The organism is Methylocaldum gracile, from assembly GCF_053646815.1.
In genome coordinates this window covers 3,994,863-4,006,596 of record NZ_CM132196.1, presented here as the reverse complement: position 1 = coordinate 4,006,596, position 11,734 = coordinate 3,994,863, and the positions used below count along the sequence as shown (strand labels likewise).

The window sequence follows — 11,734 nt, the reverse complement described above, 5'->3', positions numbered from 1 at the left end:
CGTCACACGATCTACGATTCAAAACTCTCCTGAAAAAAATGAATAATAGTCCGCCTTACGAAAAACGACATCTAAATATTGAAGATAATTGGCCTGACAAGGCAAAAGGCCTTTGTAAACAACGAACCCTTGGTTTGTGCCAGTGCTTTTTATCCCTTATCCCACCGGACATTAAGTATCAGCCGGAAGCGGTTTGGCGCGAGCGGAACACTGAAAAGTGCGGCATATCGATGAGCCGCATGAATTCTGTCGGCTTGCGGCCGCTTCCATGCTAAATGGGCTATACGCTTGTGAGTAGGCTTCAGCCCGCGATTGGCAGGCGCACCGGATCACGGGCTAGCCCGCAAGAGCTAACCGCTAGCGATGCGCTGTTCGAGATAGGATGGGGTCGCCGGCGTGCATTTGCTTCCCTAGATCCGAGGCAATGCCTTTATTAACCCGGCCTATAAATATAGGCCGGGTTAATCCGGGGCAGGGATGCCCCGGCGCGGCGACAAGCCGCGTGAGCCCAGGCCGGGCGTGTACCGGCCTGGGCGGCGGCCCGAAATACCAGGAGGGTATTTACGGGCCTGATTAATAGGTTAAGCCATCATGCCGGCAGGGAATCACGCCGGACTATCCTACGCCCATTGGGAAAATGCGCAAATCCGTTCCCGGCGGATTGGTCCGCCACAAATTTGCCAGGCGCAACCATTCGGTCGGGAGCCGAATGGGGCAAACGAAGTTTGCCCAGCGGGCCAAAGCCAGGGACGGCTTTGGTCAATTGGGAAGTGCGGAGCTCGGTCCGAAGAACGAGCCTCAGGGACGGGGTGAGCACAAAACCGTCGGGAACGGTTTTGGACTGCCCGCGGCGGGGCAAGATTCGTGGAATGCGGCTTTATTGCCGCTGCATCCTCAGTTCACCTTTTTGAAGAAACGAGTTTCCTGAACAATCGTGCTTTAAAAGTCCCGGAAGCGAGGCGAATACTCGTCTCGTTCTAATGGTAGGGGATCTATTGCCTCCTAAATCCGTAATGGCTCGCACGGAATTAACCTCGTCGAATTCGATCGAGTTTCTGTTTGTTATGCCCGTGTTTACCTTAGTGATTTAGTATTTAAACGAATATTTAAATACTATTGGAATTTCATCAACTATACTTTTTCGCTTCTCCCTTTACCGATTCCGCACCATATTATCGGGCGCCTTGCAGTCCGGGTGGTGCCAGATTCGGGTTATGGTCGATAACGTACAGGAACCGGACCAAGGTTCCCCGTTCGGCGTGGTCCTTGAACCAACCGTTTTCGGCCATACGGGCTTCGCAAAGGAATTCGTTGCCTTCGGCAGCGAACTCGGGTTGCAGTGTCCGGGAGAACTCGTAGTTCTTTATCCAATGATTTCGGATGTTTGCGGTGAAGTCATGCTGGGTATAGCGGAACGACAAGCCTTGTAAGGTTTCGGCCATGCGCGTGTGACCGGGGAGCAAGATCGTGTCGGGATCGTTTTCTTCCTTTGCCTGAAAGGCGGCGACGATCATCCGGCCGCCGGGGGCCAGTTTGGCGTTGAGCTTCGCCAGCGTGGCACCGTAATCGCCCATGAAATAAATGGAATCGATTGCCAGGATGACGTCGTAATCCCCGCCGGGGAACTCGTCGTGGATCAGGTCGACGCATCGGAAATCCAGCGCGGGCGCTTTTCCCTGCGTTCTGCGTTGCGCCTGAGCGATGGCGACATCCGAATAATCGACTCCACGTATGGTGCAGGCGGTGCGCTGATGGAGATACTCCGTGATGTATCCGTTGGAGCAGCCGACTTCCAGAACCTTCTCACCCGGCTTGAGCAGCGAAGCCAGGAAATCCATCTCGTCCGTGTCCATCATGCCGTGCTGGCACAAGTCCCGGCCGTAAACCGCCTCGCAGAAGCGCGAATGGGTCGGGCTTTCGGCTGCACGCCGAAAATATTCGTTGTACCAGGCTTTCGAAAACATCTGGGCCTGACCCATGTCAGCCGTGTGGTTCATCAGTTCGCCCATGCTCTGATCCATACGTATGCTCCGGTGTTATTTAATTAGTGAATTCTAATATATCAGGCGTGCTCGGGATTTGTCCCGAGAGCGTTGCCTCTTGATGTCGGCAATGGCGCTAGAACTGGAAAAACGGCCACTCGGGTTCGAGTCCGAGCATGATTTGTCCGACTGCCTCCAGCTTGCCCGCGTTGATGAAGCCATGCTGGGTGATGACGTGGATGTCGCGGAAGTGCTTCGAGAACTCATATTCTTCTCGGATTCCCGAGGCTCCCACGATCTCGTGGATGAGGTCCACCGCTGCCGCGGATTCGAGAACGGCGTGGGTCATCGCGAGTTGCATTTTGGCTTTGAGCTCTATCGTGACGGATCTCGCAGCGACGGCTTCTTTCCAAGCTTCCTCGAACGCCTGGTAGAAATAGAGTCGGCCGGCACCGAGTTTGGCTTCGGCTCGTGCGAGCTGTGATTGAACGACGGCCTGATTCTTGAGCGTCTTCGTTCCATACGCGGGCGTCTTTCGGGTGATGAGCTCGACCGCTTCATCGATGGCCGCGCGTGCGATACCGAGCGCCGGCGGGACGAGGGCGGCGATCGCCGGCCAGACCGTCAGCCGGTAAAGCGATCCCTGATAGGCGCTGCCCGGTTTCTCTAACGGTCGCCATGGCGCGGCCCAATGCTCGGGGATGAATACGTCCCGCATCTCGACATCATGGCTGCCGCTGCCGCGCATGCCCATCGTGTTCCAGTTGTCGACGATTTCGGCTTCGGGCGCGGGAACCGCGATCAACAGCATTTCCGGATTGCCATCGGCGGCCACGCGCAGTTCGCCATCATCGTAGATATTCGCAAAGCCGAGAAAGGCCGTCGCATGGTGCGCGCCGCTCACGAAGGTCGTGCGTCCCGAGATGCGATAGCCGCCCGCGACCGGAACGGCCTTGCGCGCAGGGTTGAAGGAGCCGACCGGAATTGCCTCGAACCCAAAAATCTCCTGCGCGGCCTGGTCGCCGAACCATGGGGCGAACATATCGTGGGCAACGGCGATTTGCAGATTCCAACCCGCCGCACTGTCGATACGGGAGACTTCCTCTATTACGCGAAAAGCAGAGATCGGCTCGACCTCAAGTCCGCCGAATGCCTTCGGCCGCCACAATCGATAGAGGCCCGCCTCCTGCATCGCCTTCGCCACCGGTATTGCCAGTTTGCGCTCGCGTTCGGCCGCCGGTGCATATTGGCGGATGATCGGTTCGATCTCTCGAACCGTTTTCAGCAGGGAATCGACTGTGGGCATGAACGCCTCCTCTGTTTGCGTCTTATCGAATGCGGGCGCGGATCGACCGCTTCTCCGAGCCGCCGGAGTATATCAAAGGGTAAAAGGGCGGACGGCAAGGCGGTACCTCGGTGAGCGGAACGGTGGCCGATCAGGAGCGACGCAGCGAGGCGGTGAAGTTCGCGGGATGTGGCTCGTTTTTCACCCACATCCCGCGACTCTTGGCTGGAAGTCGGACGACGGATCGTTCGAAACGCTTACGAATTACAAATAAGCGTCACCATAGGAGGTGGATTTTTCGAAGTTCTCCCACACATAGGCCGGTTCGACCAGGCTCTTGGTCGGAATCGGACTGGTGATGACGTCGAAAACGCCGGATGCGGTCCTGCCGAGCGTGTCCAGCGTACCCATGATCAAGCCGCCAGCGCTCCCGACGACGGGATTGGTCTTCTTGCTTGCGCCTACGATATTTTTCGGAACTTCCCCAATCCCGGTAAACAGATTTGCAAATCCCCTCGTGAACTTGTCGCCTACCTCGGAAAAGTAGCCGTCCGCGTGACCGGCCGGTGCATGGGCGGCGATCGCAAGAGCTACGGTCAAGGTAAGGGATTTTACGTTGCGCATGGTTGTTTCCTCAGCAAGTCTTGTTGTTATATAGTTTCGTGACGAAACTAAAGTGTAGGGGGGCGGAATTGCTTAAGTCAACAGCCATGACAACCGGCCTGGTCGCCTCGTGCGAAAGGCTTGCAAGGCCGGGCTCAGCCTTCGGCCGATATGCTGGATTGATACCGAAGCCAGTTTTGGTTCGTGTCCCGGTCGAGTTCGTCAATCCGACGATCGATGGCGCCGATGACGTAACGCGAATACGGGCCGAGATGCAGGTACATCGCCATGAGACTGACAGCGAGACGCAAGGCCTGCGGGTTGGTTTTTGCGCAGTTCATGAAGGTCTGCCAGAATGCGTCGCGCAATTCCGGCAATTTGTTGAAAACCTTGTTGACCGTTTCGACGGCGCCGACTTTTCGCCGGGCGTCCCCTTTGGGTAAGTCGCGAGGACGATCGGATCGGTCCAGCAGGCTGACCAGCCGATTGATCCGTCCGACGTAGGCGACCGGGTCATACACGCGCTGGAGAATGCGCCGGTAGTCGTCAAGCACATCCCGGAGCGGGCGCAAGGTGTCGAAATTCAAACCACTGGTGCATTGGTCGCCGGCGTCCACGTCCGGCATGATGTCATGGCCCGGATGGAGGCGACCCTCCCGCTGTAGCCGCCGGGTCAGCTGTGTATTCGGCAATGCATAAAGAAGCCCCACCATGCACACCGGAATCGCCGCCGCCTCGATGAAATCCGCCATGGCATCGGCAATCGAGTGCTTTTCGCTGTCGAATCCGACGATGAACCCGGCAGTAACCATCATGCCGTAGGAGTAAATCTTGTGGATGCTCTCGACCAAGTCGCGGCGGGTGTTCTGCCTTTTCTTGGTCGCGATCAGAGTCTCCGGGTCCGGACTCTCGATGCCGATGAAGACGAGGAAGAAGTTCGCCCGTTTCATGAGTTCGAGAAGCTCGGTGTCTTCGGCGAGATTGATCGAGGCTTCGGTCGAGAATTCGAAAGGAAAGTCATGGGCTTCCTGCCAGGTTATGAGTTCGGCCAGGAACGCCTTTACCACCTTCTTGTTGCCGATCAGGTTGTCGTCCACGAAATCGACGTGCCCCCGGTAACCCATTGAATAGAGTGCATCGAGTTCGGCGAACACCTGCGCCGCGGTTTTGGTGCGCGGCACCCGTCCGTAAAGCTCGATGATGTCGCAGAACTCGCAGGTGAACGGACAGCCCCGTGAGAACTGCAAACCAACGTAAAGATAATGCTCGAATTTGAGCAAATCGAAACGCGGGATCGGGCTCTTCGTGACATCGATCTGGAACTTGGGGGCGGTGAACATCCCCGATCGTTGTCCACTCTCCCAGGCATCCACGAACGTCTGCATAATGCCCTCGGCTTCTCCGAGAACCAGGAAGTCCGCCGAACGGTAAACGTGCGGACTCGAGGTCGCATCCGGCCCGCCCACGACCACGGGCGTGCCCATGATGTGGGCTCGTTCGATCAAGTCGAGCGTATCGGGCTGCTGGGTAATCATGCCCCCCGTCATCACCATATCGGACCAGGCGATATCCTCGTCGCTAAGCTCCTCGGTGTTCCGGTTGACGAGACGGATATTCCATTCTCGAGGCAGCAATGAAGCTACGGTAACCAAGCCAAGCGGAGCGGCCGGATAACGTGCGCCCACCAATTCGCAGGCTTCGGGGTAATTCCAGAACGATTCCGCTTTGAAGCGCGGATAGATCATCAAAACATTGCAGGAGGCCACTTCCTTCATGATGTTCTCCGATCCATGGAAATTAGCAGGGGGCGTGGGATTTGACCCAACAGTGCGCTTCTGAAAGATACCTGTCAAGGTCCAGATTCGGTCTGTTCGCATGACGTAAGTGGCTTTCTGTCCGGCATGTGTTACAGCTGAAAGCAAGACAGAACGCCCGCACGTCATTGTCTTGACAAGCGTTCAAGCCGGGTAGAGTGGGAGGATTCAGCTCCGGAAAACGTTTCGGTAGAGTGGGGCGGCGAACGAGACCGACATTCGCAAGGTCTGTAGATGCCGGTTTGAGCTCGGATTCTGCACGGTTGCATTCTGGATGACGGACTGACTCGTCCAATCGGAGCAAAAAGCAAGAATCTCTTTTCGTTGGCTTATTGACGGATGATGTTCTTAAGCACAAAATCTTACGTTTGTCTTACATTGGGTATGCGCCATGGAGACCACCAAACTTTCGAGCAAAGGCCAAGTGATCATTCCCAAAGGGTTTCGAGCGGCCCACGGTTGGGAAGCAGGGCTGGAGCTGGTTGCCATCGAGGTTGGCGACGGCATTCTGCTCAAACCTAAAGTGCCTTTCGAGGAAACCGTTCTCGACGAGGTTGCGGGCTGCTTGCGGTTCGAAGGGAAAGCCAAGAGCGATGAAGAAATCGATCAAGCGATACGCCAGCACGTAAGGAAGGAATGGCGTGATAGCGATTGATGCCAATATTGTCGTACGACTTCTCACCCGGGACGATCAGGCTCAATACCAGGCCAGCTACCAGCTCTTCCGGACGGCCGAGATCTTCATACCCGATACGGTGATCCTGGAAACCGAATGGGTGCTGCGTTATGCGTACGACTTTAAACCCGCGGAAATCTGCTCCGCATTCAAAAAGCTATTTGGGCTCAAAAACGTTCATGTAAACAATGCCCAGCTTGTCGCGCGGGTGATCAACTGGCACGAAGCCGGTCTGGATTTCGCCGATGCTTTCCACTTGGCGAATAGCGAGCGGTATTCGTCCCTGAAAACATTCGACGAGCGGTTTATCAAGAAGGCTGGCGGCTTGTCGGATTGCTTGGTGGGAAAGCCCTGATTCGCCTGTAGGCTGGGTCAGAGAAACAAGCCCCAGTTTTTATAGGCCGCGAACGCAGAGTGAAGCTGGGGTTCCGCAAAACGGCCATTGACTCATGCGTTGGCAGCAAGCGAGAAATGAATCGGAATTGGGCGACTTTCTCCTTGTTCCAGGCGCTCGGCAATGACGCGCAGGGCAAGAGCTTCAACCTTGACCATGGCCTCCTCGGCATTTGCGCCATAGGCGAGCACGCCCGGCAATTCAGGAACTTCGGCAAGCCAACGGCCATCCTCTTCTTGCTCGTGTTCGATACTGAAATTCATGGATTTTCCGGTTGGTAAACGTAACTGAACTTAATCCTACTATAGATCGCGAAAATTAAGGCGGTTTACCCACGTTCATCACTGATACCGCAACGCCTCGATCGGCCGAAGTTCGGCCGCCTTGCGGGCGGGATAAAACCCGAAGAAGATGCCCACTGCCGCGGCGACGGTGAAGGCGAGCAGTATGGACCAGAGGGTGACGACCACGGTCATGCCGCCCAGGCTGGCGGCGAGCCAGGCCCCGGCGAACCCGATGGCGGCGCCGATCAGGCTGCCGGCCAGGGAGATGATCAGGGCTTCCAGGAGGAATTGCAGCAGAATGTCCTGCCGCCGCGCGCCGATGGCGAGGCGGATGCCGATTTCGCGGGTCCGTTCGGTCACCGAGACCAGCATGATGTTCATGATGCCGATGCCGCCCACCAGAAGCGATACCGAGGCAATGGCGCCCAGCATGACCGACATGGTGCGGGTGGTTCCGGCGGCGGTTTGGGCGAGGGCGGTCAGGTTGCGGACCGTGAAATCGTCTTCCTGGCCCGGCCGGATGCGGTGCCGGGTGCGCAAGAGTTCGATCAGGCTTTTCTCCGCGCGCGGCATCGCTTCGCTGGAGCGGGCTTTCGCCATGATGAACCGGACCATCCCCGGGAACGGATTGCCGAACAATTGGCGCTGCGCTGTCGTCAAGGGCACCATCGAAGTGTCGTCCTGATCGCGTCCGTCGAGACTCTGCCCTTTGGGTTCCAGGACGCCGACAACGAGGAACGGGCTGTTCTTGACGCGGACCGTCTTGCCGACCGGGTCCTCATTGCCGAACAGGTTTTGAACGACGGTCTGCCCGAGCACGATCACCCGCGTCGCCGAGCGTACGTCGCTGTCGGTGAAGACGGTGCCGGAAACCGGATGCCAGTCGCGCACTTCGAAATAGGCCGGGGTGGTGCCCATGATGGAAGTCGCCCAGTTGTTGGGGCCGTAGATCACTTGCGCGATGTTGGAATAGGCGGGTGCGACCGAGGCGATCTCGGGCAGTTCGCCGATGGCCTGGGCATCGGTGACGGTGAGGGTGGGCACGGTTCCGCCGCCCATGCGCACGCCGCCCGAGGTCGACGAGCCCGTCAATATGATGAAAAGATTGCTGCCCATCGAGGCGATCGCTTCGCTCACCATGGCCTGGGCGCCCTGTCCGATCGCCATCATCAGCACCACGGCGCCGACGCCGATGATCATGCCGAGCATGGTGAGCGCGCTCCGCAGCCGGTTGGCGCCCATCGCCTGCAGCGCTTCTTCCAGTAAGGTGCCGAACATCATGAATGTACTCCTCCCAGAATCTCTTCCACCGGACCGTCCTCGGCGATATGCCCGTCCACGACATGAATCAGGCGCTGGGCATGGCGCGCCACGTCGGGCTCGTGCGTCACCAGGACGATGGTCAGGCCCTCGTTTCGATTGAGTCGTTCGAATAAAGCCATGATTTCTTCGCTGGTATGGGTGTCCAGATTGCCGGTGGGCTCGTCCGCCAGAATCAGCTTCGGCGAATTGGCCAAAGCGCGGGCGATGGCTACCCGCTGTTGCTGTCCGCCCGAGAGTTGCGGCGGCCGATGGCCGACACGGTGGCCGAGGCCCACTGCTTCGAGCAGCTTCCGCGCGCGCGCCTCGCGCTCTTCGCGTCCCACGCCGGCATAGAGAAGCGGCAACGCGACATTGTCCTCGACCGTCTTCCGGGGCAGCAGGTTGAAGCCCTGGAAGACGAAGCCGATGGTGCGGTTGCGCAATGCGGCCAGTTCATCCGGCCCGAGTCGGGCGGTATCGGTGCCGTTCAACACGTAACGGCCGTCGCTCGGAATGTCGAGGCAGCCCAGGATGTTCATCAAGGTCGATTTGCCGGAGCCCGAAGGCCCCATGATGGCGACGAACTCGCCGGCATCGATCGTGAAGTTCAGACGATGCAGCACGGGTACGGTTCCGGAATCGCCGACAGGATATGTCTTGACCAGATCGACGACTTCGATGAGTGACGGAGGCATACCCTTAATGCATCCTGACCCTAAAGGAGCCGCCGGTACCGCCGCTGCCTCGGCCCGAATCGGCAGCGTCTTTTCGCTGGTCTTCGGTGACCAGCGGATCGTCTTCCTTGAGATCGCCTTCGACCAGTTCCACGAACTTGCCGTCGGTGATTCCCGTGCGCACCGGGACGGCCACCGGATTTCCTTCTTCCAAGCGATAAACCGCCTTCCCCTTGGGCTTGGGGGTTTTCGTGTCTTCCGCGCCTTCCGTCGGCTCGTAGCGTAGCGCGGCCACCGGCAGCCTAAGTACATTCTTGCGCTCGTCGACGACGATGGTGACGAAAGCCGTCATGCCGGGCATCAGGATCTCGTCAGGATTGTCGACATCGATTACGACGTTATAGGTCACGACGTTTTGGAGAACCTGCGAGTTCAGACGGATCTGGCGCACGGTTCCGACGAAATCCCGTCCCGGAAACGCGTCGACCGCGAAATGTACGGTTTGGCCGACTCTCACCTTGCCCACGTCCGCTTCGGCGACCGTGGTGTCGATCTGCATCTTCTTCAGGTCCTGGGCGATGGTGAAAAGGGTAGGGGTCTGGAAGCTCGCGGCTACGGTCTGGCCCACATCCACGTTCCGCGACACCACAACGCCCGATACCGGCGAGACGATCACGCTGTAGCGCAGATTGGTCTCGTCGCGATGCACCTGAGCGGTGGCGGCGGCCACTTGCGCCCTGGCCGCACCCAACGCCTGTATCGCCGCATCCAATTCGGCGCGGGAGATATAGTCCTGCCCGAACAGGGCGCGAGCACGCCGCTCGTTGGCCTCCGCCAGCTGCAAAGATGCGCGGGCATTGGCCACGTTGGCGCGGCTCTGATCGAGCTGGGCGCGGAACAGGGCCGGGTCCAATTCGGCAAGCACCTGGCCTTCGCGGACTCGATCGTTAAAGTCGGCGTGGAGCGTCTGGACCGTACCGGACACCTGGGTGCCGACGTTGACCAGCACCACGGGATTCAAGGTTCCATTGGCGGAAACGGTTTGCTGGATATCGCCCCGGGCGACCGGAGCCGTGCGGTAGGCGGAGGCATCGGCGGCATGCCGGTTCTTGTTCCACAGTACGAATCCGCCGGCGACCAGGGCCAAGATGAGCAACAAGATTAAGAGTTTCGAACGCGACATCATGAACCTTGATTAAGGGAGATTGGTCTTTTTTTCCACCGCCCGCGAACTGGCGCCGATCTCGGTCGGATCCAGAGCGCCTATCGCCTGCGCGAGGCGGGCTTTGCCGATGTGCCAGTTATAGCGGGCCTGGACGTGCTGCAAGCGGGCATTGGCAAGATCGGCTTCGGCGTTCAGAAGTTCCAGAATGCTGCCCGCTCCGGCTTTATAACGGCCCAAGGCTACCTTTTCCGCCTGGGTCGCGCTTGCCAAGAGATCGTTCGTGCTGGACAGCGTTTCCCGCGTGGTATTCAAATCGAAATAGGCGCGCCACACGTCGAGAGCGATCGTTTGATCCAATTGATCGCGGGTGGCTTCCTGGACCGATACCTGTTCCTCGGCGCTCCGAATCTGGTAGGTATTGGCGAATCCGGTGAATAGCGGCACGCTGAGTTGCAGACCGACCGACCAGCTTTGGAAGCTTTGCGAGATGCTGGAATCGCTGTAGGCGTAATTGCTCACCAGCGAAACAGTCGGCAGGCTGCCCGAGCGCGCCGATCTCACATTCGCCTCGGCCGCTCGGACCTGGGCCTCGGCCGCAGCCAAATCCGGACGCAACGCTTTCGCTTCTTCGATCAAGGCTTGCACGTCGCGTTCCCGTTCCGCATCCGGCTCGATGAAGGCGGGCGGCTCGATGTCCAACGACGCATGGGGCTTGAGGCCCATGGCGTTGGCCAGAACTCCCAAGGCATTCTGCGCGTCGCCGGTGGCTCTCTGGCGGTTGAGTTTGGCTTGCGCGTAGGCGGTTTGAGCTTGCAGCTTGTCGGCGAGAGCTGCCGCGCCGACCTCGTAACGAAATGCCGCCGCCTCGAATGCTTCCTCGCTGGACCGTTCGGAAGCTTCGGTGGCTTCGAGCGCCGAGCGGGCCGCGAACAACTGGTAATACGCTTGCACTGCGGTGAATAGCACGTTCTGCAGCGTCGATACGTGGCTCCAGTTGGCGGCATCGAGCGCCGCCCGCGCATTTTCCAGTCGCGCGGATCGGCCGCCGAAATCGAACAGCAGATAGTTGAGGCTTACCGAGGGCGTGATCCGGAATTGTTCCCTGCCCCCGAAGGTTCCGCCACTAACCCCCGTTCCCAGGGGGAAGCCTTGCAATTGGCTTTGGGATACGCTTCCGGAGCCGGTCTGGCCGTATGAGGCCGTGGTGTTCAGGTTGACGGTAGGGAGGTAGGCGGCTTCCGCCACGCCGAACTGGGCCGCCTGAACCCGTGCGTTCGCCCAGGCTTGGCGGGTTTGCGGATTGTGGCAAAGCGCCTGGTCGATGATTTCGAGCAAGGACCAGGCTTGGCCGGCGCGTGCATCCGCCGGGCAGGGATCGCCCAGTCCGGGTTTCCGGACCGATCGCGCCGGAGTCGGCGCCACGGCTTTGCGAGTGTCCAGGGGATCTTCGAGAAACGGCGGACGTTCCGCCGCCGGCAAATCGTCGGCCAAGAGCATGCCGGCCAACAATAAGAATCTCAGCCCGGACGCGGGGCGTGGTCTGGCATTCATGCGT

At 58.9% G+C, this 11,734-nt stretch carries 12 protein-coding genes; 3 read left to right on the top strand and 9 right to left on the bottom strand.

Going from position 1 to position 11,734, the window contains the following annotated elements:
* Positions 1–709 precede the first annotated feature (709 nt).
* Entirely contained in the window at positions 710–928 is a 219-nt protein-coding gene (locus tag ACWJJK_RS17845) for a hypothetical protein (protein ID WP_454128331.1), read from the top strand.
* A gap of 244 nt (positions 929–1,172) precedes the next feature.
* On the opposite strand, the gene ACWJJK_RS17840 is transcribed toward ACWJJK_RS17845, so the two are convergent.
* From ACWJJK_RS17840 to ACWJJK_RS17825, 4 genes are all read right to left on the bottom strand, one after another.
* The gene (locus tag ACWJJK_RS17840; RefSeq protein WP_454128330.1) at positions 1,173–2,021 is read right to left on the bottom strand and encodes a class I SAM-dependent methyltransferase; all 849 of its coding nucleotides are present in this window, start codon (positions 2,019–2,021) and stop codon (positions 1,173–1,175) included.
* 97 nt (positions 2,022–2,118) lie between these two features.
* On the bottom strand, positions 2,119–3,288 hold the full coding sequence (locus tag ACWJJK_RS17835) for an acyl-CoA dehydrogenase family protein (RefSeq protein WP_156879628.1): 1,170 nt from the start codon (positions 3,286–3,288) through the stop codon (positions 2,119–2,121).
* Between the two features lie 243 nt (positions 3,289–3,531).
* Positions 3,532–3,891 (bottom strand): exosortase system-associated protein, TIGR04073 family, encoded by a 360-nt coding sequence (locus ACWJJK_RS17830; RefSeq protein WP_077732753.1) that lies wholly within the window; start codon positions 3,889–3,891, stop codon positions 3,532–3,534.
* Between the two features lie 134 nt (positions 3,892–4,025).
* On the bottom strand, positions 4,026–5,645 hold the full coding sequence (locus ACWJJK_RS17825) for a B12-binding domain-containing radical SAM protein (RefSeq protein ID WP_156879627.1): 1,620 nt from the start codon (positions 5,643–5,645) through the stop codon (positions 4,026–4,028).
* Positions 5,646–6,075: 430 nt separating this feature from the next.
* Here ACWJJK_RS17825 and ACWJJK_RS17820 point away from each other — a divergent pair, with 430 nt between their 5' ends.
* Together ACWJJK_RS17820 and ACWJJK_RS17815 are read left to right on the top strand one after the other, a co-directional pair.
* On the top strand, positions 6,076–6,339 hold the full coding sequence (locus tag ACWJJK_RS17820; protein ID WP_086134957.1) for an AbrB/MazE/SpoVT family DNA-binding domain-containing protein: 264 nt from the start codon (positions 6,076–6,078) through the stop codon (positions 6,337–6,339).
* The gene (locus ACWJJK_RS17815; RefSeq protein WP_086134956.1) at positions 6,326–6,715 is read left to right on the top strand and encodes a type II toxin-antitoxin system VapC family toxin; all 390 of its coding nucleotides are present in this window, start codon (positions 6,326–6,328) and stop codon (positions 6,713–6,715) included. Before ACWJJK_RS17820 ends, ACWJJK_RS17815 begins: the two co-directional genes overlap by 14 nt.
* 92 nt (positions 6,716–6,807) lie before the next feature.
* On the opposite strand, the gene ACWJJK_RS17810 is transcribed toward ACWJJK_RS17815, so the two are convergent.
* The 5 genes from ACWJJK_RS17810 to ACWJJK_RS17790 all read right to left on the bottom strand — a co-directional run bounded on the left by ACWJJK_RS17810 (position 6,808) and on the right by ACWJJK_RS17790 (position 11,730).
* Positions 6,808–7,017 (bottom strand): type II toxin-antitoxin system HicB family antitoxin, encoded by a 210-nt coding sequence (locus ACWJJK_RS17810; RefSeq protein ID WP_133716742.1) that lies wholly within the window; start codon positions 7,015–7,017, stop codon positions 6,808–6,810.
* A 78-nt stretch (positions 7,018–7,095) separates the two neighbouring features.
* A complete protein-coding gene (locus ACWJJK_RS17805) occupies positions 7,096–8,319 on the bottom strand; it encodes an ABC transporter permease (RefSeq protein ID WP_205781123.1) in 1,224 nt (407 codons plus the stop codon).
* Positions 8,316–9,035: an ABC transporter ATP-binding protein gene (locus tag ACWJJK_RS17800; RefSeq protein ID WP_156879626.1), complete on the bottom strand. Its 720-nt coding sequence runs from the start codon at positions 9,033–9,035 to the stop codon at positions 8,316–8,318. Before ACWJJK_RS17800 ends, ACWJJK_RS17805 begins: the two co-directional genes overlap by 4 nt.
* A 4-nt stretch (positions 9,036–9,039) precedes the next feature.
* Positions 9,040–10,173: an efflux RND transporter periplasmic adaptor subunit gene (locus tag ACWJJK_RS17795; protein ID WP_240507085.1), complete on the bottom strand. Its 1,134-nt coding sequence runs from the start codon at positions 10,171–10,173 to the stop codon at positions 9,040–9,042.
* A 36-nt stretch (positions 10,174–10,209) separates the two neighbouring features.
* Positions 10,210–11,730, bottom strand: a complete 1,521-nt coding sequence (locus tag ACWJJK_RS17790) for a TolC family protein (RefSeq protein WP_156879625.1) — start codon at positions 11,728–11,730, stop codon at positions 10,210–10,212.
* Positions 11,731–11,734 lie beyond the last annotated feature (4 nt).

Excerpts from the sequence above, each read along its gene's own strand:
- ACWJJK_RS17845 (WP_454128331.1), top strand. The coding sequence starts at position 710 with ATGGGGCAAACGAAGTTTGCCCAGCGGGCCAAAGCCAGGGACGGCTTT.
- ACWJJK_RS17840 (WP_454128330.1), bottom strand. The coding sequence starts at position 2,021 with ATGGATCAGAGCATGGGCGAACTGATGAACCACACGGCTGACATGGGT.
- ACWJJK_RS17835 (WP_156879628.1), bottom strand. The coding sequence starts at position 3,288 with ATGCCCACAGTCGATTCCCTGCTGAAAACGGTTCGAGAGATCGAACCG.
- ACWJJK_RS17830 (WP_077732753.1), bottom strand. The coding sequence starts at position 3,891 with ATGCGCAACGTAAAATCCCTTACCTTGACCGTAGCTCTTGCGATCGCC.
- ACWJJK_RS17825 (WP_156879627.1), bottom strand. The coding sequence starts at position 5,645 with ATGAAGGAAGTGGCCTCCTGCAATGTTTTGATGATCTATCCGCGCTTC.
- ACWJJK_RS17820 (WP_086134957.1), top strand. The coding sequence starts at position 6,076 with ATGGAGACCACCAAACTTTCGAGCAAAGGCCAAGTGATCATTCCCAAA.
- ACWJJK_RS17810 (WP_133716742.1), bottom strand. The coding sequence starts at position 7,017 with ATGAATTTCAGTATCGAACACGAGCAAGAAGAGGATGGCCGTTGGCTT.
- ACWJJK_RS17805 (WP_205781123.1), bottom strand. The coding sequence starts at position 8,319 with ATGATGTTCGGCACCTTACTGGAAGAAGCGCTGCAGGCGATGGGCGCC.
- ACWJJK_RS17800 (WP_156879626.1), bottom strand. The coding sequence starts at position 9,035 with ATGCCTCCGTCACTCATCGAAGTCGTCGATCTGGTCAAGACATATCCT.
- ACWJJK_RS17790 (WP_156879625.1), bottom strand. The coding sequence starts at position 11,730 with ATGAATGCCAGACCACGCCCCGCGTCCGGGCTGAGATTCTTATTGTTG.